We start from the raw sequence: 24,920 nt of genomic DNA on the forward strand, positions 1-24,920 counted from the left end.
GCGATGTGTCAGGTTTAGTTGCATAGTCTATCATGCGCTTAAGGGGAAGCGTATTGCTCGCGCGGGAGAGGCTATGGCAAAGATTGATTTTCGCAACAAGATAAACTGGCGTCGACGCTTCCGTTCGCCGCCGCGGGTGGAGACGGAGCGCGACATCCTGCGGATCTTCGAAAGCGATCGGGGGCGGATCGTCAACTCGCCGGCCATCCGCCGCCTACAGCAAAAAACCCAGGTCTTCCCGCTGGAGCGCAACGCGGCGGTCCGTACTCGCCTGACCCACTCGCTGGAGGTGCAGCAGGTGGGGCGCTATATCGCCAAAGAAGTGCTTAGCAGGCTGAAAGAGCAGAAGCTACTGGAAGAGTATGGCCTGGAAGAGCTGACCGGGCCATTCGAGAGCGTGGTTGAAATGGCCTGCCTGATGCACGACATTGGCAACCCGCCGTTTGGCCACTTTGGCGAGGCGGCGATTAACGACTGGTTTCGCCAGCGCCTGGCCCCCGGCGATGCGCTCGGCCAGCCGTTGACCGACGATCGCTGCGAGGTGCAGGCGTTACGCCTGCACGAAGGGGAAACGGCGCTGAATGCGCTGCGGCGTAAAGTGCGCCAGGATCTCTGCAGCTTTGAGGGCAACGCGCAGGGGATTCGTCTGGTCCACACGCTGATGCGGATGAATCTGACCTGGGCGCAGGTGGGCTGCATCCTGAAATATACCCGACCGGCGTGGTGGTTCGAGGCGACGCCAGCCAGTCACAGTTATTTAATGAAGAAGCCTGGCTATTATTTAGCCGAAGAAGAGTATGTCGCGCGCCTGCGTAAAGAACTGGATCTGGCACCTTACAATCGATTCCCATTAACCTGGATTATGGAGGCCGCGGATGACATCTCATATTGCGTCGCGGATCTCGAGGACGCGGTTGAAAAACGTATTTTCAGCGCCGAGCAGCTTTATCAGCATCTTTACGACGCCTGGGGCAACCATGAAAAAGGATCGTTATTCTCTCAGGTAGTGGAAAATGCCTGGGAAAAATCGCGAGCTAATTACCTGCGACAGAGCGCGGAAGATCAGTTTTTTATGTATTTGCGGGTAAACACGCTGAATAAGCTGGTGCCCTACGCGGCGCGCCGATTTATTGATAACCTGCCGGCCATCTTCACTGGCGACTTTAATCATGCGCTGCTTGAGGACGATAGCGATTGCAGCCAGCTGCTGGAACTCTATAAAAATGTAGCGATGAAACAGGTCTTTAGCCATCCGGATGTCGAGCAGCTGGAATTGCAGGGCTACCGGGTGATTAGCGGCCTGCTGGATATCTATCAGCCGCTGCTGAAATTATCGCTGGAGGATTTCAGCGAATTAGTGGCGCAGGAGCGGGTACGGCGGTTACCCATTGCCTCCCGGCTGTATCAGAAACTTTCAACCCGTCATCGGCTGGCCTATGTTGAAGCAGTAAATAAGCTGGTGCGCACGGCGCCTGAATTTGCGCTGATGGAATACTATTATCGCTGCCGTCTGATCCAGGATTATATCAGCGGAATGACGGATTTGTATGCGTGGGATGAATATCGGCGACTGATGGCGGTGGAATAGGCTGGAGTTTTGTAAAGATGGACAATAAATTTTTACTTTTTCCAGAAACTTAATTCCGGAACTTAGCGCTATAAAATGACTCTGATAGTCACGTACACAGCAACTTTCGTTATCTGATATTGAGATTGAAACTGATGAAAAAAACCACGTTAGCAATGAGTGCACTGGCTCTGAGTTTAGGTCTGGCGTTGTCCCCGCTCTCTGCGAGCGCGGCAGAAACGGCATCTTCGGCCACTAATGCACAGCAGATGCCAAGCCTGGCCCCGATGCTGGAGAAGGTGATGCCATCGGTGGTGAGCATTAACGTTGAAGGTAGCACCACTGTTAATACCCCACGGATGCCGCGTAACTTCCAGCAGTTCTTTGGCGATAATTCGCCGTTCTGCCAGGATGGTTCTCCTTTCCAGAGTTCACCGTTTTGCCAGGGCGGTGGACAGGGCGGTCAGCCTGACGGCGGCCAGCAGCAGAAATTCATGGCGCTGGGCTCCGGCGTCATCATTGATGCGGCCAAAGGGTATGTGGTGACCAACAACCACGTTGTGGACAACGCCACCACGATTAAGGTTCAACTGAGCGATGGCCGTAAGTTTGATGCCAAAGTCGTGGGCAAAGATCCGCGCTCCGATATCGCGCTGATTCAGATTCAGGATCCGAAAAACCTGACGGCGATTAAGCTGGCTGATTCTGATGCGCTGCGCGTCGGCGACTACACCGTGGCTATCGGTAACCCGTTTGGTCTGGGCGAAACCGTGACCTCCGGGATTGTCTCCGCGCTGGGCCGTAGCGGCCTGAACGTGGAAAACTACGAAAACTTTATCCAGACCGATGCGGCGATTAACCGCGGGAACTCCGGCGGCGCGCTGGTGAACCTCAACGGCGAGCTGATCGGCATTAACACCGCCATCCTGGCGCCGGACGGCGGCAACATCGGTATCGGTTTTGCTATCCCGAGCAACATGGTGAAAAACCTGACCGAGCAGATGGTGAAATATGGCCAGGTGAAACGCGGTGAGCTGGGCATCATGGGCACCGAACTGAACTCTGAACTGGCGAAAGCGATGAAAGTCGACGCCCAGCGCGGCGCCTTTGTCAGCCAGGTGATGCCAGGTTCGGCAGCCGCCAAAGCGGGCATTAAAGCCGGCGACGTGATCACTACCCTCAACGGCAAGGCGATCAGCAGCTTCGCCGCGCTGCGTGCTCAGGTCGGCACTATGCCTATCGGCAGCAAAGTTGAGCTTGGCCTGCTCCGCGACGGCAAACCGGTCACCGTTACCGTCGAACTGCAGCAGAGCAACCAGACCCAGGTGGATTCCAGCACCATCTTCAACGGGATTGAAGGTGCGGAAATGAGTAACAAGGGTCAGGATAAGGGCGTGGTGGTCAATAATGTGAAAGCCGGCACCCCGGCGGCGCAGATTGGCCTCAAGAAAGGCGACATCATTGTCGGGGCGAATCAGCAGCCGGTGAAAAACATCGCCGATCTGCGGAAAATCTTCGACGCCAAACCGTCCGTGCTGGCGCTGAACATTCAGCGCGGCGACGCCTCTATCTACCTGCTGTTGCAGTAATCGTCAGCGCAAGCGCCACAGCCCCTTCCCTCGCCGAGGGCAGGGGCTTTTTTTTCGTTCTGTGACCACTTCCACAACTCCACATATCTCGCCCCGCCTTCGGGCATATGCACAATGCAGCAGGACGGAGACTCTTTTATGCTGGTGCCCTGCATAGGGGAGGATTACATGGCTGGCTGGCATCTTGATACCAAAATGGCGCAGGATATTGTGGCGCGCACGATGCGCATCATCGATACCAACATCAACGTGATGGATGCCCGCGGGCGGATTATCGGCAGCGGCGATCGGGAAAGAATTGGTGAATTGCACGAAGGCGCGCTGCTGGTGCTTTCTCAGGGGCGGGTGGTGGATATCGACGATGCGGTCGCTCGCCATCTGCACGGCGTGCGTCAGGGGATCAACCTGCCGCTACGCCTCGAAGGTGAAATCGTCGGGGTGATCGGCCTGACCGGTGAGCCGGAGGCGCTGCGGAAATATGGCGAGCTGGTGTGCATGACGGCAGAGATGATGCTGGAGCAGTCGCGGCTGATGCATCTCCTTGCGCAGGACAGCCGCCTGCGCGAAGAGCTGGTGATGAACCTGATTCAGGCGGAAGAGCATACCCCGGCGCTGAACGAATGGGCTCAGCGGTTAGGTATCGATCTCAATCAGCCGCGGGTGGTGGCGATGATTGAGGTGGACAGCGGCCAGCTCGGCGTGGACAGCGCGATGGCGGAACTGCAGCAGTTGCAGAACGCGCTGACCACCCCCGATCGCAATAATCTGGTGGCCATTGTGTCACTCACGGAAATGGTGGTGCTGAAACCGGCGCTGAACAGCTTTGGCCGCTGGGACGCCGACGATCACGTCCGCCGCGTCGAGCAGCTTATCGCCAGGATGAAAGAGAATGGTCAGCTCCGCTTTCGCGTGGCGCTGGGCAACTTCTTCACCGGTCCCGGGAGTATCGCCCGCTCTTACCGTACCGCACGGACGACCATGATGGTGGGTAAGCAACGAATGCCGGAGAGCCGCAGCTATTTCTATCAGGATCTGATGCTGCCGGTGCTGCTAGACAGCCTGCGCGGCGGCTGGCAGGCCAATGAACTGGCCCGTCCGCTGGCGCGTCTGAAGGCTATGGATAACAACGGTTTGCTGCGGCGTACGCTGCAGGCGTGGTTTCGCCATAACGTGCAGCCGCTGGCGACATCAAAGGCGCTGTTTATTCATCGCAATACCCTGGAGTATCGGTTGAACCGTATCTCGGAGCTGACCGGTCTGGATCTCGGCAGCTTTGACGATCGGCTGCTGCTCTATATAGCCCTGCAGCTGGATGAGCAACGATAGGGAGTCGAGATAAAAATGCCGGGAGGCGGTTCGCCTTACCCGGCCTGGAGGATGCATGGCGTAAGCGGCAGATTATATTGGTTGCCCGGTCAGGCGGTGCGCCGCCGGGAACGCTGTCACTTACGGGTAAGTTTTTCCAGATCGGCTTCGATTTCGCTGATCTTATTGGTGACCACGCTTTCCAGATGGCGTAAATCGTCGAGGATTTTACGCTTGAGATCGATTTCAGTGCGATCGCGCTGGCAGATCTGATCCAGTTCGTCGATGACGTAGCGCAGATTGGGGCTGATCTCCTGGACTTCTTTGTAGCCCTGGCCGACGCCGTCGGCGACAACGGTTTTGCGCTGACGCGGGTATTTAAACTTCACGCTCTTGGCGAAGAATTCGCCTTTGTCTTTCTGAAAATAGATTTTCAGGATGTCGTTGTTAGCTTCCTGCCGCAGGCTATAGCGATCGATCTCATCAGGGTTGGTAATGCCAAGACTTTTCAGATTATCGTACATAACGGTACCTTTGATAGCATCATAACCATTGAATAATTAACGAAAAAATCCATTTTCGCCAGCATCAAACATAAAAAAAGCGGGATATCTCCCGCTTTTTATTTGCTTTAGTCGATGGTGCGCAGCAGTTCGTTAATGCCGACTTTGCCGCGGGTTTTGGCATCGACTTTCTTAACGATCACCGCGCAGTACAGACTGTATTTACCATCCTTCGACGGCAGGTTGCCTGACACGACTACCGAGCCAGCCGGTACGCGGCCGTAGAAGACTTCACCGGTTTCGCGATCGTAGATTTTGGTGCTCTGACCCAGGTAAACGCCCATGGAGATGACGGAGCCTTCTTCGACAATCACCCCTTCAACCACTTCAGAGCGCGCGCCGATGAAGCAGTTGTCTTCGATGATGGTCGGGTTCGCCTGCAGCGGCTCCAGTACGCCACCGATGCCGACGCCGCCGGACAGGTGAACGTTTTTACCGATCTGCGCGCAGGAGCCGACGGTAGCCCAGGTATCAACCATGGTGCCTTCGTCAACGTAGGCGCCGATGTTAACGTAGGACGGCATCAGCACGGTGTTGCGGGCGATGAATGCGCCCTGACGTACCGCTGCCGGCGGCACCACGCGGAAACCTTCTTTCTGGAAACGCGCTTCGTCATAGTCAGCGAATTTCATCGGTACTTTATCGAAGTAGCGGCTTTCCGCACCATCGATAACCTGGTTATCGTTAATACGGAAAGAGAGCAGTACCGCTTTCTTCAGCCATTGATGCGTCACCCACTGACCATCGATCTTCTCAGCGACGCGCAGCGCGCCGGAATCCAGAAGGGCGATAACCTGGTTTACCGCTTCGCGGGTCACGGTATCCACATTGGCCGGCGTGATGTCGGCGCGACGCTCGAAGGCGGACTCAATAACGTTCTGTAACTGCTGCATTGTTTCTTTCCATTCACTAAAAAAAATACGTCACCCTTTATCGTTTGGATTGAGGGCCTCTGTCAACCGTTGTTGCACTTCTTGTTGTAGCTCATTATTAAGGCCACGCCGGTCGGCGGTGGCGATTATAAATAAATCTTCTACTCGCTCACCAATTGTCGTAATTCGCGCCCCGTGAAGCGAAATACCGAGGTCGGCGAACACCTGGCCGACGCGGGCGAGCAGCCCTGGCTGATCGAGCGCAATCAGCTCGAGAAACGATTTTCGATCGGTATGGGTCGGCAGGAAATTCACCTCTGTCGGCACAGAGAAGTGACGCAGTTTTGCCGCCTGACGACGCGGGGCCGGGGGTTCCCAGCTGCGCTGAGTTATCGTCTGTTCAAGACCGTGGCGAATCGCGTCGTGGCGGTCAGCTGAAAGCGGGCTGCCGTCGGGTTCGAGGACAATAAAGGTATCCATCGCCATGCCGTCGCGGGTGGTGAAGATCTGCGCGTCGTGGACGCTGAGGTTGCGGCGGTCCAGTTCGCCGCACACCGCGGCAAACAGATAAGGGCGATCCGGGCTCCAGATAAAAATCTCCGTACCGCCGCGGGTGGCCTGCGAACTCAGCAGAATCATCGGCTTATTCAGATCGTGACGCAGCAGGTTGCGGGCGTGCCAGGCGAGCTGCGTCGGCGTATGCCGCACGAAATAGTTGGCGCGGCAGCGGTTCCAGATCTGATGCAGCGCCTCTTCATTAATATTGTCCATCCGCAGCAGGGCCAGCGCCTGCAGCTGATGATGACGCACCCGTTCGCGCATATCCGGGGTGCTTTGCATGCCCCGACGCAGCTGTTTCTCGGTGGCGAAATAGAGTTCGCGCAGCAGGCTCTGCTTCCAGCTGTTCCACAGCGTTTCGTTGGTGGCGCAGATGTCGGCGACGGTCAGGCACACCAGATAGCGCAGGCGATTTTCCGTTTGCACTTCCTCGGCGAACTGCTTAATCACCTCCGGATCCTGAATGTCGCGCCGCTGGGCGGTGACCGACATCAGCAGATGGTGACGCACCAGCCAGGCGACCAGCTGCGTTTCGCGAGAGTTCAGTCCGTGCAGCTCGGCAAACTTCAGCACATCCTGCGCGCCGAGGATCGAGTGGTCGCCGCCACGCCCTTTCGCAATGTCGTGGAACAGGGCGGCGATTAAAATCAGCTCCGGGTGCGTTAAGCGCGGCCATAGCTCCACGCACAGCGGGTGGCGGCTGCGGGTTTCTTCTTTGGCAAAGCTCTCCAGCTTCAGCATCACGCGGATGGTGTGTTCATCGACGGTGTAGGCGTGAAACAGATCGAACTGCATCTGGCCGACGATATGTGACCACTGCGGCATATAGGCCCACAGCACGCTATGGCGATGCATCGGCAGCAGTCCGCGGCTGACCGCCCCCTGATGGCGCAGCATGCTGAGAAAGAGCGTGCGCGCCTCCGGGATATAGCACAGCGGCTGGGTCAGATGGCGCCGGGCATGGCGCAGATGGCGCAACGTCGTGGAGTAGATGCCGGTGATGGTGCTGTTGCGTACCATCATATAAAACATGCGCAGAATGGCCTGCGGTTCGCGAATAAACAGCGTGTCGTCACGCAGATCGATAAGGGTGCCGCGCAGCTGGAAGTCATCGTCTATCGGGCGCGGTTTTTCATCCTCGGTCAGGGCGAGAATAGCCTCTTCAAACAGCTGAAGCAGCATCTGGTTCAGCTCGCTCACCCGGCGGGTGACGCGGAAGAAGTCCTTCATCATATGCTCAATCGGCTGGTTGCCGTCGCCTTCATAGCCAAGCCGGCGGGCGACGCTGAGCTGGCGGTCGAAAAGCAGACGGTTGTCATAGCGAGTGAGCTCGAGATGCAGCGCGAAACGGATGCGCCACAGCTGATGCAGACACTCGTTGAGCTCATTGCGCTCGGCTTCGGTCAGAAAGCCGAAGCCGACCATCTCATCCATCGAGGTGGCGCCAAAATGACGGCGAGCCACCCACTGTAGCGTATGGATATCCCGCAGGCCGCCGGGGCTGCTTTTCACGTCCGGCTCCAGGTTATAGCTGGTGCCGTGATAGCGTTGATGACGGACGTTCTGCTCTTCCACCTTGGCGGCGAAGAACTTTTCCGATGGCCAGAAGCCGTCGCTAAAAATATGTTTTTGAAGTTCAAGGAACAGCGCGACGTCGCCGATCAGCAGGCGCGATTCAATCAAGTTAGTGGCGACGGTGAGATCCGAGAGTCCTTCGAGCAGGCACTCTTCGAGGGTGCGCACGCTGTGGCCCACCTCCAGCTTGACGTCCCACAGCAGCGTCAGCAGTTCGCCGACCTTTTGCGCCTGGTCGTCCGGCAGCTTTTTGCGGCTGAGGATCAGCAGGTCGACGTCAGAGAGCGGGTGCAGCTCGCCGCGGCCATAGCCGCCGACGGCCACCAGCGCCAGATCGCAGACGGATTCAAAACCGTAGGCGATCCACAACCGCTGCAGCAGCTGGTCGATAAATTCGGTGCGCGCCGCAATGAGCTGCTCCGCGGCGATGCCGGAGTCAAACGCCTCGCCCAGCCAGTGCTGGAAGGTATCGATGTGCGCCTTAATTGCAGCACAGTTCAGATCGCCCTGCGGCCAGCTCACCGGATGTTCCGGCGGGACGGGCAGAAGAGGGGAGGCTGTGTCAGGTAATGAGTTGCTCATCGCGTCACCATAAGAAAAAACTATCTAATAAAAAAGCCGGCGGGCGCCGGCTTTTCATCATTCATCGTGCGAGATTATCGCCGGGATGGTGTCATCCTTGCGTAGCGTCAGAATTTCGCAGCCGTTGTCTGTCACCACAATAGTATGCTCGTACTGCGCAGACAAGCTCCGGTCTTTAGTTTTCACCGTCCAGCCGTCTTTCATGCTGCGGATCTCTTTTTTACCTGCGTTGACCATCGGCTCGATGGTGAAGGTCATGCCGGGTTTGAGCACAACGTTGGTTTCCGGTGAGTCGTAGTGCAGCACCTGCGGCTCTTCATGGAAGCCGCGGCCGATACCGTGACCACAGTATTCGCGCACCACGGAAAAACCTTCGGCTTCAACGTATTTCTGGATCGCCGCGCCGATGGTGCGCAGGTTGATCCCCGGCTTCACCATTTTCAGCGCCAGATACAGGCTTTCCTGAGTGATGCGGCACAGGCGCTCGCCGAGAATCGTCGGTTTACCGACGATAAACATTTTGGAGGTATCGCCATGGAAATCATCTTTAATGACCGTCACGTCGATGTTAACGATATCGCCATCTTTCAGCAGTTTGCCGTCGTCAGGGATACCGTGGCAAACCACTTCGTTGACCGAAATGCAGACGGACTTCGGATAGCCGTGATAGCCGAGGCAGGCGGAAATGGCCTTCTGCTCGTTAACGATATAGTCGTTACAGATGCGGTCCAGTTCGCCGGTGCTGACGCCCGGTTTAACCCAGGGTTCGATCATTTCCAGCACTTCAGCGGCCAGGCGGCCGGCAACGCGCATTTTTTCAATGTCTTCAGATGTCTTGATAGAGATAGCCATGGAGTATGTCCAGCAGTGTCGATATTTTCGACAATAATAGAGTAAGTCCTGCCAATGGTAACAGTCCGGGCAGGCTGGTGCCAAATTGAGAATCATTAACAGCACGTGACGTCAACAAGAGTTGGTGTCTGGGCGGATTTTGTGGTATAAAGCGCGCCGGACTTCCGTTCCATCTCAGATACACAAGGATGGACGTAAGCGACATACTCATATTGTGTAAATAACACACACGTATCGGCACATATTCCGGGGTGCCCTTTGGGGTCGGTAATATGGGATACGTGGAGGCATAACCCCAATTTAATCTATAGAGGTTTTAAACATGGCAACTGTTTCCATGCGCGACATGCTCAAGGCTGGTGTTCACTTTGGTCACCAGACCCGTTACTGGAACCCGAAAATGAAGCCTTTCATCTTCGGCGCGCGTAACAAAGTTCACATCATCAACCTTGAGAAAACGGTACCGATGTTCAACGAAGCTCTGGCTGAGCTGAACAAAATCTCTGCCCGTAAAGGCAAGATCCTGTTCGTGGGTACTAAGCGCGCTGCAAGCGAAGCGGTAAAAGAAGCTGCTAACAGCTGCGACCAGTTCTTCGTGAACCATCGCTGGCTGGGCGGTATGCTGACTAACTGGAAAACCGTTCGTCAGTCCATCAAACGTCTGAAAGACCTGGAAACTCAGTCCCAGGACGGTACTTTCGACAAGCTGACCAAGAAAGAAGCGCTGATGCGCACTCGTGAGCTGGACAAGCTGGAAAACAGCCTGGGCGGTATCAAAGACATGGGCGGCCTGCCGGACGCACTGTTCGTTATCGACGCTGACCACGAGCACATCGCTATCAAAGAAGCAAACAACCTGGGTATCCCGGTATTTGCTATCGTTGATACCAACTCTGATCCGGACGGCGTAGACTTCGTTATCCCGGGTAACGACGATGCAATCCGCGCAGTAAGCCTGTACCTGGGCGCTGTTGCTGCTACCGTTCGTGAAGGTCGCTCTCAGGACCTGGCTTCTCAGGCGGAAGAAAGCTTCGTAGAAGCTGAATAATAAGGTTTAAGCCCTTATTAGTACCGTGTATGAATAGGGGCCCATTACAGGCCCCTTTTTTCAATTTACGCTGTTTGGCCGTTGGCCGGGCAGTATCCACATCTCCCGAGGATTTTAGAATGGCTGAAATTACCGCTTCCCTGGTAAAAGAACTGCGCGAACGTACTGGCGCAGGCATGATGGATTGCAAAAAAGCGCTGACTGAAGCGAATGGCGACATCGAGCTGGCAATCGAAAACATGCGTAAATCCGGCGCGATCAAAGCGGCGAAGAAAGCAGGCAACGTGGCTGCTGACGGCGTGATCAAAACCAAAATCGAAGGCAACTACGGTTACATTCTGGAAGTTAACTGCCAGACTGACTTCGTTGCTAAAGATGGTGGTTTCCAGGCATTTGCTGACAAAGTACTGGACGCTGCTGTTGCGGGTAAAATCTCCGACGTTGAAGTTCTGAAAGCGCAGTTCGAAGAAGAACGCGTTGCGCTGGTTGCTAAAATCGGTGAGAACATCAACATCCGTCGTATCGCTGTTCTGGAAGGCGACGTTCTGGGTAGCTACCAGCACGGTGCGCGCATCGGTGTTCTGGTTGCCGCTAAAGGCGCTGACGAAGAGCTGGTTAAGCAGCTGGCAATGCACGTTGCTGCAAGCAAGCCGGAATTCGTTAAGCCGGAAGACGTGTCTGCTGAAGTGGTAGAGAAAGAGTACCAGGTTCAGCTGGACATCGCGATGCAGTCCGGTAAGCCGAAAGAAATCGCAGAGAAAATGGTTGAAGGCCGCATGAAGAAATTCACCGGCGAAGTTTCTCTGACGGGTCAGCCTTTCGTTATGGAGCCGAGCAAATCTGTTGGTCAGCTGCTGAAAGAGCACAACGCTGACGTGACTGGCTTCATCCGCTTTGAAGTGGGCGAAGGCATCGAGAAAGTTGAGACTGACTTTGCAGCAGAAGTTGCTGCGATGTCCAAGCAGTCTTAATTTTTACAAGGAGCCGCCTGAGGGCGGCTTCTTTTTGCGCCCATTTTGTAAATTCAGCCAACTGCGTATAGTGACCGCGCTGAAATGCGACATACAATGTCGCCAGAATTCTCATATCTCATTCGTTGACAGTCTCAGGAAAGAAACATGGCTACCAATGCAAAACCCGTCTACAAACGTATTCTGCTGAAATTAAGTGGCGAAGCGCTGCAGGGCTCAGAAGGCTTCGGTATTGATGCAAGCATACTTGACCGCATGGCTCAGGAGATCAAAGAGCTGGTCGAGCTGGGTATTCAGGTTGGCGTAGTAATTGGTGGTGGTAACCTGTTCCGTGGTGCTGGTCTGGCGAAAGCGGGTATGAACCGCGTTGTGGGCGACCACATGGGCATGCTGGCAACGGTCATGAACGGCCTGGCAATGCGTGATGCGCTCCACCGCGCCTATGTGAACGCTCGTCTGATGTCCGCCATCCCGCTGAACGGCGTGTGCGACAACTACAGCTGGGCAGAGGCGATCAGCCTGCTGCGCAACAACCGCGTGGTGATCCTCTCCGCAGGCACCGGCAACCCGTTCTTTACCACCGATTCCGCAGCCTGCCTGCGTGGTATTGAAATTGAAGCCGACGTGGTGCTGAAAGCGACCAAGGTTGACGGTGTGTTTACCGCGGATCCGGCAAAAGATCCTTCTGCCACCATGTACGATCAGCTGACCTACAGCGAAGTGCTGGATAAAGAGCTGAAAGTCATGGATCTGGCGGCCTTCACCCTGGCGCGTGACCACAAATTGCCGATTCGCGTCTTCAACATGAACAAACCCGGCGCCCTGCGTCGCGTGGTCATGGGCGAAAAAGAAGGCACATTGATCACGGAATAATTCCCGTCAGCGCCAAATCCGGGTAATATTCCGCTTTACTTTCGCGGGGATATTGCCCGGTGATTTTCATTAAATCTGACTATACTTAGCTCATTTTCCGACGGGTATCCCGTCTGGTCTGACTGAGACAAGCTTTCAAGGATTCGTAACGTGATTAGCGATATCAGAAAAGATGCTGAAATCCGCATGGAAAAATGCGTCGAAGCATTCAAAAACCAAATCAGCAAAATTCGCACGGGTCGTGCTTCTCCGAGCCTGCTGGACGGGATTGTTGTTGAATACTACGGTACGCCGACTCCGCTGCGCCAGCTGGCCAGCGTCACCGTCGAAGACTCCCGTACTCTGAAAATCAACGTCTTTGACCGTTCTATGTCTGCGGCCGTTGAAAAAGCGATCATGGCGTCTGACCTCGGTCTGAACCCAAGCTCCGCCGGCAGCGATATTCGTGTTCCGCTGCCGCCGCTGACCGAAGAGCGTCGTAAAGATCTGACCAAGATCGTCCGTGGCGAAGCTGAGCAGGCGCGTGTCGCCGTGCGTAACGTTCGCCGTGACGCGAACGACAAAGTTAAAGCGCTGCTGAAAGAGAAAGAGATCAGCGAAGATGACGATCGCCGTTCTCAGGACGACGTGCAGAAAATGACTGACGCCGCCATCAAGAAAGTTGACGCGGCGCTGGCAGATAAAGAAGCGGAACTGATGCAGTTCTGATGCTCTGCTGTTGCTCGGGCCGATACTTCCTGGCCTGAGTAAAATCTGAAACGCCGTACAGAAGACTGTACGCTCAATTCTCGGGATTGCGTTGAGCCGGCTGGCCTTGTAGCCTTTAGCGCTAAGTTGAAGGCCTGATGCCGCCGCCTTACCCCCGATAGTTGTTGCGTAGGGGCTTGCTGGCGGCGTTTTGCTTTTTATTCTGTTTCCTTTCTTCTGGACGTCTCATGAAGCAATTAACCGTTCTCGGTTCGACCGGCTCCATTGGCTGTAGCACGCTGGACGTGGTACGCCATAACCCTGGTTGCTTTTCCGTCGCCGCGCTGGTCGCGGGGAAAAACGTTGACCGCATGGTTGAACAATGCCTGGAATTTACTCCGCGTTACGCCGTGATGGATGATGCGCAAAGCGCTGAGCGGTTGCGCATCCGTCTGCATGAGCATGGCTGCCGTACCGAGGTGCTGAGCGGCCAGCAGGCGGCGGCTGAGGTCGCGGCGCTGGATGAGGTCGATCAGGTGATGGCGGCAATCGTCGGCGCGGCGGGGCTGGTACCGACGCTTGCGGCGATCCGCGCCGGGAAAACCGTGTTGTTGGCGAATAAAGAATCGCTGGTGACCTGCGGTCGCTTGTTCATGGAGGCCGTTCAGCGGTCGGGGGCGCGATTGCTGCCGGTCGATAGCGAACATAACGCGATTTTTCAGAGTATGCCGGAGACAATTCAACAGCATCTGGGATACGCTGACCTCACCCGGAATGGCGTCTCGTCCATTCTGTTAACCGGTTCCGGGGGGCCTTTCCGCGAGACGGACGTGGCTGAACTATCGGCGATGACCCCGGATCAGGCCTGCCGCCATCCCAACTGGTCGATGGGACGTAAGATCTCCGTCGATTCAGCCACGATGATGAACAAAGGTCTGGAATATATTGAAGCCCGCTGGCTGTTCAATGCTTCGGCGCAGCAGATGGAAGTGCTGATCCACCCGCAGTCGGTGATCCACTCGATGGTTCGCTATCAGGACGGCAGCGTGCTGGCCCAGCTTGGGGAGCCGGATATGCGCACGCCGATTGCTCATACCATGGGCTGGCCACAGCGCCTGAGCTCCGGGGTCAAACCACTGGACTTCTGCCAGCTGAGCAACCTGAGCTTCTCCGCGCCGGACTACGCCCGCTATCCCTGCCTGAAGCTGGCGATGGACGCGTTTGACGTCGGCCAGGCGGCCACCACGGCGCTGAATGCGGCCAATGAAGAGTCGGTTGCCGCGTTTCTGCATGGCGATATCCGCTTTACCGATATTGCGGCGGTGAATCTGGCGGTGCTGGATAAGATGAACCTGCAGGAGCCGCAAAGCATTGATGATGTTCTGGTTATCGACGCTGACGCTCGTGCGGTAGCTCACCAGCAGCTTAATCGTTTGGGCGCGCAGGCGTAACGCGGTGGTATTTGTGGGCGAAAGGCTTCGGTGATATAGTCTGCGCCACCCGATCGTTGCATTTTGTTGTTAAAGATTACGGTGGCCGTGGCAAAACACGGCTTTTTTGCGTAAAGCTTTTGGTTGTTCTCTGCGATTGGCTGCAGCCCCGGCATCGGATAAAAATGCGTATCCAGCGCGGCCCGGTGGCCTCTGTTTGGTGGCTAGTTAATCCTTATTATGGACTTAAAACGCGTGATGTTGTCTGCTAATCAAACTGTCAGCGAAATATCGCCAACTCATGGCTGCCGTCATGTCGCCATTATTATGGATGGCAACGGCCGTTGGGCGAAACGGCAAGGTAAAATTCGCGCTTTCGGGCACAAGGCCGGTGCGAAATCCGTGCGTCGCGCGGTCTCCTTCGCGGCGAATAATGGAATTGAGGCGTTAACGTTATACGCGTTCAGCAGCGAAAACTGGAACCGTCCAGCCCAGGAAGTCAGCGCGCTGATGGAACTGTTCGTCTGGGCGCTGGATAGCGAAGTCAAAAGTCTGCACCGACACAATGTGCGTTTGCGGGTCATTGGCGACACCACGCGCTTCAATGCACGCCTGCAGGAACGCATCCGCAAAGCGGAAGCGTTGACCGCAAACAATACCGGCTTAACGCTGAACATTGCGGCAAATTACGGCGGTCGCTGGGATATTACCCAGGGCGTTCGTCTGCTGGCGAAACAAGTACAGGACGGGACGCTGCTGCCTGAAGAGATCACGGAAGAAATGCTGAGTCAGCAGGTCTGCATGCATGAACTGGCTCCCGTTGATTTAGTTATTAGGACCGGGGGAGAGCACCGAATAAGTAACTTTTTGATTTGGCAAATTGCCTATGCCGAACTTTACTTTACGGATGTTCTTTGGCCCGATTTTGCTGAACAGGACTTTGAAGGTGCACTCCATGCCTTTGTTAATCGAGAGCGTCGTTTCGGCGGCACTGAGCCGGGTGGCAGTCATGCCTGATGGGGGTCACTTTTGCTGAAGTATCGCCTGATATCTGCTTTCGTCTTAATTCCCGTCGTCATTGCGGCGCTGTTCTTATTGCCGCCGATGGGATTTGCTATCGTGACCCTTGTGGTCTGCATGCTCGCCGCGTGGGAGTGGGGGCAACTGAGCGGTTTCACCTCAACGTCGCAGCGGGTCTGGCTGGCGGTGCTGTGCGGCCTTCTGCTGGCTGCCATGCTTTTTCTGCTGCCTGAATACCATTATGACGTTCATCAACCGATGGTGGAAGGTTCACTCTGGGCCTCATTCGCCTGGTGGATCGTCGCGCTGTTGCTGGTGTTATCGTACCCGGCGTCGGCGGCATTCTGGCGCCATTCCAAAGTGCTGCGCCTTATCTTCGGCATATTGACCATTGTTCCGTTTTTCTGGGGCATGCTGGCGCTGCGCGCCTGGCACTATACCGATAATCACTACAGCGGTGCGGTGTGGCTGCTGTACGTCATGATCCTGGTCTGGGGAGCCGACTCTGGCGCCTACATGTTTGGCAAAATGTTCGGCAAGCATAAGCTGGCGCCGAAGGTTTCACCGGGAAAAACCTGGCAGGGTTTTTTTGGCGGTTTGCTGACGGCGGCCGTGATCTCCTGGGCTTATGGAGTGTGGGCACATCTTGACGTCACGCCGACGGTGCTGCTGGTCTGTTCTGTGGTAGCGGCCCTGGCTTCCGTGCTGGGCGACCTGACGGAAAGTATGTTTAAGCGCGAGGCCGGCATTAAGGATAGCGGGCACTTGATTCCCGGACACGGCGGTATTCTCGATCGTATCGACAGCCTGACGGCGGCGGTACCGGTCTTCGCCTGTCTGCTACTGTTGGTCTTCAGGACGATTTGACGGAAGGTTATATGCTGAGCGTGCTCTGGAATCTGGCAGCTTTTATCATTGCGCTTGGCGTACTGATTACGGTGCATGAATTTGGCCATTTTTGGGTGGCGCGCCGCTGCGGCATCCGGGTTGAGCGTTTTTCTATCGGCTTTGGCAAAGCGCTGTGGCGGCGGATGGATAAGCAGGGCACGGAGTTCGTGATTGCCCTGATCCCGCTGGGCGGCTACGTCAAGATGCTGGACGAGCGCGTCGAGGCGGTGGCGCCGGAGATGCGCCACTACGCCTTCAACAATAAAACCGTCGGCCAGCGTGCGGCGGTGATTGCCGCCGGCCCCATCGCTAACTTCATTTTCGCTATCTTTGCTTACTGGCTGGTCTTTATTATCGGCGTTCCTGGCGTGCGACCGGTGGTGGGTGAAATAACGCCCAATTCGGTTGCCGCGCAAGCACAAATTGCAAAAGGAACGGAACTTAAAGCGATAGATGGTATCGAAACGCCTGATTGGGATGCGGTGCGTATGCAGCTGGTCGCCAAAATCGGCAACCCGCAAACAATACTTACCGTCGCCCCTTTCGGGACCAATCAGCGCCAGGATAAAATCGTCGATCTGCGGCACTGGGCGTTTGAGCCAGACAAGCAAGATCCCGTGACCTCGCTGGGGATCCAGCCGCGCAGCGCGCAGATTGATACGGTGCTGGCGGAGGTCCAGACGGGCTCGGCAGCTCAGAAAGCGGGTTTGCAAGCGGGCGACCGGATCGTTAAAGTCGATGGTCAACCGTTAACGCAGTGGATGACGTTTGTTAATCTGGTGCGAGATAATCCGGGCAAAGCGCTGGCGCTGGAGATTGAACGGCAGGGGAGTGCGCTGCCGTTAACCCTGACGCCGGATGCGAAAACGGTAAAAGGTAAGGCAGAAGGGTTCGCAGGGGTGGTGCCAAAGGTCATCCCGCTACCTGAGGAATACAAGACAGTACGTCAGTACGGACCGTTTGCCGCCATCGCTGAAGCCACGGATAAAACCTGGCAGCTGATGTCACTGACGGTCAGGATGCTGGGTAAATTGATAACCGGTGATGTCAAACTGAACAACCTCAGTGGGCCGATCTCTATCGCTCAGGGGGCTGGAATGTCAGCGGAGTTTGGGTTGATTTATTATCTGATGTTCCTTGCGCTGATTAGCGTGAACCTCGGAATCATCAACCTGTTCCCACTGCCCGTACTGGATGGGGGACATCTGCTGTTTTTAGCGATCGAAAAGCTGAAGGGCGGGCCGGTATCCGAGCGAGTTCAAGACTTTAGTTATCGCATTGGCTCAATACTGCTGGTGCTGTTAATGGGGCTTGCACTTTTCAATGATTTCTCTCGGTTATAAGAGAGTTTGTTAGGAAGAACGCATAATAACGATGGCGATGAAAAAGTTGCTCATAGCGTCGCTGCTGTTTAGCAGCGCGACTGTATACGGTGCTGAAGGGTTCGTGGTGAAGGACATTCATTTCGAAGGCTTGCAGCGTGTCGCTGTTGGTGCGGCCCTCCTCAGTATGCCAGTGCGTCCTGGCGATACGGTGACCGACGATGATATCAGTAACACTATTCGCGCGCTGTTTGCCACTGGCAACTTTGAGGACGTCCGCGTCCTGCGCGATGGTGATACCCTGCTGGTGCAGGTGAAAGAGCGTCCGACGATCGCCAGCATCACCTTCTCCGGCAATAAGTCGGTGAAAGATGACATGCTCAAGCAGAACCTCGAGGCCTCTGGTGTTCGGGTGGGCGAGTCGCTTGACCGCACGACCATCGCGGATATCGAGAAGGGGCTGGAGGATTTCTACTACAGCGTTGGTAAATACAGCGCCAGCGTCAAAGCGGTTGTGACGCCGCTGCCGCGTAACCGTGTCGATCTGAAGCTGGTCTTCCAGGAAGGCGTCTCCGCAAAAATTCAGCAGATTAATATCGTCGGCAACCATGCGTTTTCGACCGATGAACTGATCTCCCACTTCCAGCTGCGCGATGAGGTACCGTGGTGGAACGTGGTCGGCGACCGTAAATACCAGAAGCAGAAGCTGGCGGGCGACCTTGAAACCCTGCGCAGCTACTATCTGGATCGCGGTTATGCCCGTTTCAACATCGATTCTACTCAGGTTAGCCTGACGCCGGACAAGAAAGGGATCTACATTACCGTCAACATCACCGAAGGCGATCAGTACAAGCTTTCCGGGGTGCAGGTAACGGGCGATCTCGCGGGCCATTCGGCCGAAATCGAAGCGCTGACCAAAGTCGAGCCGGGCGAACTGTACAACGGCGCGAAAGTAACCAAGATGGAAAACGACATCAAGAAACTGTTGGGTCGTTATGGTTACGCCTACCCGCGCGTTCAGTCGCAGCCGGAAATCAACGACAGCGATAAGACCGTCAAACTGCACGTCAACGTCGATGCGGGTAACCGCTATTACGTGCGTAAAATTCGCTTCGAAGGTAACGACACCTCCAAAGATGCCGTCCTGCGCCGCGAAATGCGCCAGATGGAAGGCGCATGGCTGGGGAGCGATCTCGTCGATCAGGGTAAAGACCGTCTCAACCGTTTAGGCTTCTTCGAAACGGTGGATACCGATACCCAACGCGTGCCGGGCAGCCCGGACCAGGTCGACGTTGTCTACAAGGTGAAAGAGCGTAACACCGGTAGCTTCAACTTCGGTATCGGCTACGGTACCGAAAGCGGCGTCAGCTTCCAGGCGGGCGTCCAGCAGGATAACTGGTTAGGTACCGGTTATGCGGTCGGGATCAACGGCACCAAAAACGATTACCAGACCTATACCGAACTGTCGGTGACCAACCCGTACTTCACCGTTGACGGTGTGAGCCTCGGCGGCCGTATCTTCTATAATGACTTCGATGCGAACGATGCGGATCTGTCTGACTATACCAACAAAAGCTATGGTACAGACGTCACGCTGGGCTTCCCGGTCAACGAATACAACACGCTGCGCGCCGGGGTCGGTTATGTTCATAACTCCCTGTCCAATATGCAGCCGCAGGTGGCGATGTGGCGTTACCTGAACTCGATGGGCCAGTATCCGGACAACACCAACGACCGGAACTCGTTCAGTGCGAATGACTTCACCTTCAACTACGGTTGGACCTATAACAAGCTTGACCGCGGCTTCTTCCCAACGGAAGGTTCGCGCGTCAACCTGAACGGTAAGGTGACCATTCCGGGCTCAGACAACGAATACTACAAAGCGACGCTGGATACCGCCACCTATGTGCCGATCGACAACGATCACCAGTGGGTAGTGTTGGGTCGTACCCGCTTTGGCTATGGCGATGGTATCGGCGGCAAAGAGATGCCGTTCTATGAGAACTTCTATGCCGGTGGTTCCAGCACCGTGCGTGGCTTCCAGTCGAACACCATTGGTCCGAAGGCGGTGTACTTCCCGTCGAGCAGCCGTCATGATGGCGATAGCGGTTATACCAATGACTGTAAGAGCACCGAATCCGCGCCGTGTAAATCCGATGATGCGGTGGGCGGTAACGCGATGGCGGTGGCCAGCCTAGAGCTGATTACCCCGACGCCGTTTATTAGTGACAAATATGCGAACTCGGTCCGTACTTCCGTCTTCTGGGATATGGGTACCGTATGGGATACTCACTGGGATTCGAACGCCTATGGCGGTTACCCGGATTACAGTGATCCGAGCAACATCCGTATGTCTGCGGGTATTGCCGTGCAGTGGATGTCGCCGTTGGGGCCGTTGGTCTTCTCCTACGCCCAACCGTTCAAAAAGTACGATGGAGACAAAGCCGAACAGTTCCAGTTTAACATTGGTAAAACCTGGTAATTGTTGGCGGCAACGGAATGCAAGTGCAGTATAGCGCTGACTGTAGGCGATAACGCGGTTATCGCCTCGCCACGCAAATAACGGTACCCCTGGGTACTCATGGGATGGTAAGGAGTTTATTGTGAAAAAGTGGTTATTAGCTGCAGGTCTGGGTTTGGCAATGGTAACTTCCGCTCAGGCGGCAGATAAAATTGCCCTGGTGAACATGAACAGCCTGTTCCAACAGGTTGCCCAGAAAACTGGCGTTTCCAACACGCTGGAAAACGAGTTCAAAGGCCGCGCTAGCGAACTGCAGCGTATGGAAGGCGACCTGCAGTCTAAAATGCAGCGTCTGCAGTCCATGAAGCCGGGCGCCGATCGTACCAAACTGGAAAAAGACGTGATGGCTCAGCGCCAGACCTTCTCCCAGAAAGCGCAGGCGTTTGAACAGGATCGCGCACGTCGTTCCAACGAAGAGCGTGGCAAACTGGTTACCCGCATCCAGACTGCTGTACAGAGCGTAGCGAAAGATCAGAGCATCGATCTGGTGGTTGACGCAAATGCCGTTGCATACAACAGCAGCGATGTAAAAGACATCACCGCTGATGTGCTGAAACAGGTTAAATAAGTAATGCCTTCAATTCGACTGGCTGATCTCGCGCAGCAGTTGGATGCAGAATTACACGGTGATGGCGATATCGTCATCACCGGCGTTGCGTCCATGCAGAGCGCGAAAACGGGCCAAATCACTTTCATGGTCAACCCTAAGTACCGTGAACACCTGGCCGCTTGTCAGGCTTCTGCCGTTGTCATGACGCAGGATGATTTGCCTTTTGCCCATAGCGCCGCGCTGGTAGTGCGTAATCCCTACCTGACCTACGCGCGCATGGCTCAAATTCTTGATACCACGCCACAGCCGGCACAGGATATCGCGCCGAGCGCGGTCATCGATCCGTCGGCGAAGCTGGGTAACAACGTGGCGATCGGCGCTAACGCGGTTATCGAATCCGGTGTTGTACTGGGCGATAACGTGGTGATCGGCGCAGGCTGCTTCGTTGGGAAAAATACGAAAATCGGTGCCGGCTCGCGTTTGTGGGCCAATGTGACCATTTACCATGAGATTGAGATCGGCGAGAATTGCCTGATCCAGTCCAGCACGGTGATCGGCGCGGATGGCTTCGGTTATGCTAACGATCGCGGTAACTGGGTCAAGATCCCGCAACTGGGTCGCGTCATTATTGGCGATCGCGTGGAGATTGGCGCCTGCACCACCATCGATCGCGGCGCGCTGGACGATACCCTTATCGGTAACGGCGTTATCATTGATAATCAGTGTCAGATTGCGCATAACGTGGTAATTGGCGACAATACCGCGGTTGCCGGCGGCGTTATCATGGCGGGCAGCCTGAAAATTGGCCGCTACTGCATGATTGGCGGCGCCAGCGTGATTAACGGCCATATGGAAATCTGCGATAAAGTCACCGTCACGGGGATGGGGATGGTGATGCGTCCTATCTCTGAACCTGGCGTATACTCCTCCGGTATTCCGCTGCAGCCGAACAAGGCGTGGCGTAAAACTGCGGCGCTGGTGATGAATATTGACGAGATGAGCAAGCGCCTGAAAGCGATTGAGCGCAAGGTTAATCAACAAGACTAATTCATCATTTGGTCACATGACATTTCCGGCCTGTTGCATTCGCTAAAAGATTGCCGCAGGCCGTGTTATTATTGCCTTTTAGTACATTTAGACAGGAAGAGTATTTTGACTACTGACACTCATACTCTGCACATTGAAGAGATTCTGGAACTTCTGCCTCACCGTTACCCGTTCCTGCTGGTAGACCGCGTGCTGGATTTTGAAGAAGGTCGTTTTCTGCGCGCAGTAAAAAATGTTTCTGTAAACGAGCCGTTTTTCCAGGGGCACTTCCCTGGTAAGCCGATTTTGCCTGGCGTGCTGATTCTGGAAGCGATGGCGCAGGCCACCGGGATTCTGGCATTTAAAAGCGTCGGAAAACTGGAGCCAGGCGAGCTGTATTATTTCGCAGGCATCGACGAAGCGCGCTTCAAACGTCCGGTAGTACCAGGCGATCAGATGATTATGGAAGTCACTTTCGAGAAAACCCGCCGCGGCCTGACCCGTTTCAAAGGCGTCGCGCTGGTTGACGGTAAAGTGGTATGCGAAGCGACGATGATGTGTGCGCGTAGCCGGGAGGCCTGATACGTGATTGATAAAACCGCTTTTGTTCATCCTACCGCCATTGTAGAAGAAGGCGCCGTCATTGGTGCTAACGTTCACATTGGTCCGTTTTGTATTGTTGGCGCTAACGTCGAAATTGGCGAAGGCACCGTACTGAAGTCTCATGTCGTCGTTAACGGCCATACCAAAATCGGCCGTGACAATGAGATCTATCAGTTCGCTTCCATCGGCGAAGTTAACCAGGATCTGAAATATGCTGGCGAACCGACCCGGGTGGAAATTGGCGATCGCAACCGCATCCGCGAAAGCGTCACCATTCATCGCGGCACAGTACAGGGCGGTGGATTAACAAAGGTGGGCAACGATAACCTGCTGATGATCAACGCCCATGTGGCGCACGATTGTACGCTTGGCGATCGCTGCATTCTGGCCAATAACGCAACCTTGGCCGGTCACGTATCTCTGGATGATTTCGTCATCATCGGCGGCATGACCGCAGTACACCAGTTCTGCATCATCGGCGCACACGTCATGGTAGGCGGATGCTCCGGCGTGGCGCAGGATGTTCCGCCGTTCGTGATTGCCCAGGGTAACCACGCGACGCCGTTTGGCGTCAACATCGAAGGGCTGAAACGCCGCGGCTTTAGCCGTGAGGCGATTACCGCGATTCGTAACGCGTATAAACTGCTGTACCGCAGCGGCAAAACGCTGGACGAAGCCAAACCGGAAATCGCCGAACTGGCGACTCAGCATCCTGAAGTTCAGCCGTTTGTTGATTTCTTTGCCCGTTCCACTCGCGGCTTGATTCGTTAATGGCTGAACCGCGTCCCCTGACGATTGCCCTGGTCGCCGGAGAAACCTCCGGCGATATTCTTGGTGCAGGCCTCATCCGGGCTCTCAAAGCGCGCATCCCTGACGCGCGCTTTGTCGGCGTGGCGGGGCCGCTGATGCAGGCGGAAGGGTGCGAAGCCTGGTACGAAATGGAAGAGCTGGCGGTGATGGGCATTGTTGAGGTGCTCGGTCGCTTACGCCGTCTCCTGCATATTCGCGCCGATCTTACCCGCCGCTTTGACGAGCTGCGCCCCGATGTCTTCGTCGGCATCGACGCCCCTGACTTCAATATTACCCTCGAAGGGAATCTGAAAAAGCAGGGCATCAAAACGATTCACTACGTCAGCCCGTCGGTCTGGGCCTGGCGACAAAAACGCGTTTTCAAAATCGGCAGAGCGACCGACCTCGTGCTGGCTTTTCTGCCTTTCGAAAAAGCGTTTTATGACAAATTTAACGTCCCCTGCCGCTTTATCGGCCATACCATGGCGGATGCGATGCCGCTGGATCCTGACAAAGGCGCTGCGCGCGACCGGTTAGGGATCCCGCACAATGTGCGCTGTCTGGCGCTGCTGCCCGGCAGCCGCGGCGCGGAAGTCGAAATGCTCAGCGCGGACTTTCTGAAAACCGCGCAGTTGTTACGCGTCACTTATCCCGATTTGCAGGTGGTAGTGCCGCTGGTCAATGCCAAACGGCTGGAGCAGTTTGAGCGAATCAAAGCTGAGACGGCGCCGGATATGATCGTGCATATGCTGGACGGTCAGGCGCGCGATGCGATGATCGCCAGCGACGCCGCGCTGCTGGCCTCCGGGACGGCGGCGCTGGAGTGCATGCTGGCGAAGTGCCCGATGGTGGTTGGCTACCGCATGAAGCCGTTCACCTTCTGGCTGGCAAAGCGTCTGGTGAAAACCGACTACGTCTCCTTGCCGAATCTGCTGGCCGGTCGCGAGCTGGTCAAAGAGCTACTGCAGGATGAGTGCGAGCCGCAGGCGCTGGCCGCCGCCCTGCAGCCGCTGCTGGCCGATGGCAAAACCAGCCACGAGATGCATGAGACGTTCCGCGCGCTGCATCAGCAGATCCGCTGCAACGCCGATGAGCAGGCCGCGGACGCCGTACTGGAGTTAGCAAAACAATGATGGAGTTCGTCTATCCGCATACCCATCTGGTTGCCGGCGTTGATGAAGTTGGCCGCGGGCCGCTGGTTGGCGCGGTCGTGACCGCGGCGGTGATCCTCGATTCGGCGAAGCCGATTGTGGGTTTGAATGATTCCAAAAAACTCAGCGAAAAGCGTCGCCTGGCGCTGTGCGATGAGATTAAAGAGAAAGCGCTGTGCTGGAGCCTGGGGCGTGCCGAGCCGCACGAAATCGACGAGCTGAATATTCTGCATGCCACTATGCTGGCGATGCAGCGCGCCGTCGCCGGCCTGAGCATTGTTCCTGAGTTTGTCCTGATCGATGGCAACCGCTGTCCGTCGCTGCCGATGCCCTCTCTGGCGGTGGTGAAAGGCGACAGCCGGGTGGCAGAAATCAGCGCAGCGTCTATTCTGGCAAAAGTCACTCGTGACGCCGAAATGGCCACGCTGGACCTCGCATTTCCCCACTACGGATTTGCCCAGCATAAAGGCTATCCCACCGCTGTTCACCTGCAGAAGCTGCAGGAACACGGCGCAACAGAGCATCACCGGCGCAGTTTTGGTCCGGTGAAGCGTGCCCTGGGCCTGGCGTCCAACTAA

The 24,920-nt window shown here is 55.8% G+C and carries 22 protein-coding genes; 18 read left to right on the forward strand and 4 right to left on the reverse strand.

The features are described 5' to 3' along the window. The first annotated feature begins 73 nt into the window (after positions 1-73). The 3 genes from dgt (at position 74) to cdaR (ending at position 4,482) form a co-directional block, all read left to right on the forward strand. Positions 74-1,588: a dGTPase gene (gene dgt, locus A1WC_RS21160; protein WP_008807360.1), complete on the forward strand. Its 1,515-nt coding sequence runs from the start codon at positions 74-76 to the stop codon at positions 1,586-1,588. Between the two features lie 134 nt (positions 1,589-1,722). Next, entirely contained in the window at positions 1,723-3,156 is a 1,434-nt protein-coding gene (gene degP / locus A1WC_RS21155) for a serine endoprotease DegP (protein WP_008807359.1), read from the forward strand. Positions 3,157-3,324: 168 nt separating this feature from the next. After that, positions 3,325-4,482, forward strand: a complete 1,158-nt coding sequence (gene cdaR / locus A1WC_RS21150) for a DNA-binding transcriptional regulator CdaR (protein ID WP_012968907.1) — start codon at positions 3,325-3,327, stop codon at positions 4,480-4,482. A gap of 116 nt (positions 4,483-4,598) precedes the next feature. On the opposite strand, the gene A1WC_RS21145 is transcribed toward cdaR, so the two are convergent. From A1WC_RS21145 to map, 4 genes are all read right to left on the reverse strand, one after another. Next, positions 4,599-4,985: a DUF3461 family protein gene (locus A1WC_RS21145; RefSeq protein WP_002889292.1), complete on the reverse strand. Its 387-nt coding sequence runs from the start codon at positions 4,983-4,985 to the stop codon at positions 4,599-4,601. Positions 4,986-5,092: 107 nt separating this feature from the next. Then, a complete protein-coding gene (dapD, locus tag A1WC_RS21140) occupies positions 5,093-5,917 on the reverse strand; it encodes a 2,3,4,5-tetrahydropyridine-2,6-dicarboxylate N-succinyltransferase (RefSeq protein ID WP_002889295.1) in 825 nt (274 codons plus the stop codon). Positions 5,918-5,947: 30 nt separating this feature from the next. Beyond that, positions 5,948-8,611, reverse strand: coding sequence for a bifunctional uridylyltransferase/uridylyl-removing protein GlnD (glnD, locus tag A1WC_RS21135; protein ID WP_012542810.1), 2,664 nt, complete (start codon positions 8,609-8,611; stop codon positions 5,948-5,950). A 57-nt stretch (positions 8,612-8,668) separates the two neighbouring features. Next, on the reverse strand, positions 8,669-9,463 hold the full coding sequence (gene map / locus A1WC_RS21130; RefSeq protein WP_004204446.1) for a type I methionyl aminopeptidase: 795 nt from the start codon (positions 9,461-9,463) through the stop codon (positions 8,669-8,671). Positions 9,464-9,785: 322 nt separating this feature from the next. Between map and rpsB the strand changes: the two genes are divergently transcribed. The 15 genes from rpsB (at position 9,786) to rnhB (ending at position 24,920) form a co-directional block, all read left to right on the forward strand. Then, on the forward strand, positions 9,786-10,511 hold the full coding sequence (rpsB, locus tag A1WC_RS21125) for a 30S ribosomal protein S2 (RefSeq protein WP_008807356.1): 726 nt from the start codon (positions 9,786-9,788) through the stop codon (positions 10,509-10,511). 119 nt (positions 10,512-10,630) lie between these two features. Further along, the gene (gene tsf / locus A1WC_RS21120) at positions 10,631-11,482 is read left to right on the forward strand and encodes a translation elongation factor Ts (RefSeq protein WP_004151930.1); all 852 of its coding nucleotides are present in this window, start codon (positions 10,631-10,633) and stop codon (positions 11,480-11,482) included. Between the two features lie 147 nt (positions 11,483-11,629). After that, the gene (gene pyrH, locus A1WC_RS21115; RefSeq protein WP_004098747.1) at positions 11,630-12,355 is read left to right on the forward strand and encodes a UMP kinase; all 726 of its coding nucleotides are present in this window, start codon (positions 11,630-11,632) and stop codon (positions 12,353-12,355) included. A 150-nt stretch (positions 12,356-12,505) separates the two neighbouring features. After that, positions 12,506-13,063, forward strand: coding sequence for a ribosome recycling factor (gene frr, locus A1WC_RS21110; protein WP_002889308.1), 558 nt, complete (start codon positions 12,506-12,508; stop codon positions 13,061-13,063). A 227-nt stretch (positions 13,064-13,290) separates the two neighbouring features. Continuing rightward, positions 13,291-14,493: a 1-deoxy-D-xylulose-5-phosphate reductoisomerase gene (ispC, locus tag A1WC_RS21105; protein ID WP_016160323.1), complete on the forward strand. Its 1,203-nt coding sequence runs from the start codon at positions 13,291-13,293 to the stop codon at positions 14,491-14,493. A 237-nt stretch (positions 14,494-14,730) separates the two neighbouring features. Next, positions 14,731-15,489, forward strand: a complete 759-nt coding sequence (ispU, locus tag A1WC_RS21100) for a (2E,6E)-farnesyl-diphosphate-specific ditrans,polycis-undecaprenyl-diphosphate synthase (protein ID WP_012968905.1) — start codon at positions 14,731-14,733, stop codon at positions 15,487-15,489. A 12-nt stretch (positions 15,490-15,501) separates the two neighbouring features. Next, positions 15,502-16,359 (forward strand): phosphatidate cytidylyltransferase, encoded by an 858-nt coding sequence (gene cdsA, locus A1WC_RS21095; RefSeq protein WP_008807353.1) that lies wholly within the window; start codon positions 15,502-15,504, stop codon positions 16,357-16,359. A gap of 11 nt (positions 16,360-16,370) precedes the next feature. Beyond that, complete coding sequence (gene rseP / locus A1WC_RS21090) at positions 16,371-17,723, forward strand: sigma E protease regulator RseP (RefSeq protein WP_008807352.1); 1,353 nt, start codon at positions 16,371-16,373, stop codon at positions 17,721-17,723. Positions 17,724-17,754: 31 nt separating this feature from the next. Beyond that, on the forward strand, positions 17,755-20,184 hold the full coding sequence (gene bamA / locus A1WC_RS21085) for an outer membrane protein assembly factor BamA (protein WP_008807351.1): 2,430 nt from the start codon (positions 17,755-17,757) through the stop codon (positions 20,182-20,184). A gap of 121 nt (positions 20,185-20,305) precedes the next feature. Then, positions 20,306-20,791, forward strand: a complete 486-nt coding sequence (gene skp / locus A1WC_RS21080; protein ID WP_002889325.1) for a molecular chaperone Skp — start codon at positions 20,306-20,308, stop codon at positions 20,789-20,791. Positions 20,792-20,794: 3 nt separating this feature from the next. After that, a complete protein-coding gene (gene lpxD, locus A1WC_RS21075) occupies positions 20,795-21,820 on the forward strand; it encodes a UDP-3-O-(3-hydroxymyristoyl)glucosamine N-acyltransferase (RefSeq protein WP_008807350.1) in 1,026 nt (341 codons plus the stop codon). 105 nt (positions 21,821-21,925) lie between these two features. Then, positions 21,926-22,381: a 3-hydroxyacyl-ACP dehydratase FabZ gene (gene fabZ / locus A1WC_RS21070; protein WP_004145858.1), complete on the forward strand. Its 456-nt coding sequence runs from the start codon at positions 21,926-21,928 to the stop codon at positions 22,379-22,381. 3 nt (positions 22,382-22,384) lie between these two features. Beyond that, entirely contained in the window at positions 22,385-23,173 is a 789-nt protein-coding gene (lpxA, locus tag A1WC_RS21065; protein ID WP_008807349.1) for an acyl-ACP--UDP-N-acetylglucosamine O-acyltransferase, read from the forward strand. Next, positions 23,173-24,324, forward strand: a complete 1,152-nt coding sequence (lpxB, locus tag A1WC_RS21060; protein ID WP_016160325.1) for a lipid-A-disaccharide synthase — start codon at positions 23,173-23,175, stop codon at positions 24,322-24,324. The genes lpxA and lpxB overlap by 1 nt, the downstream gene beginning before the upstream one ends. Then, a complete protein-coding gene (rnhB, locus tag A1WC_RS21055; RefSeq protein WP_016160326.1) occupies positions 24,321-24,920 on the forward strand; it encodes a ribonuclease HII in 600 nt (199 codons plus the stop codon). Before lpxB ends, rnhB begins: the two co-directional genes overlap by 4 nt.

Origin of the sequence: Klebsiella sp. KTE92, from assembly GCF_000398905.1 — a bacterium.
GTDB classification, from domain to species: domain Bacteria; phylum Pseudomonadota; class Gammaproteobacteria; order Enterobacterales; family Enterobacteriaceae; genus Klebsiella; species Klebsiella variicola.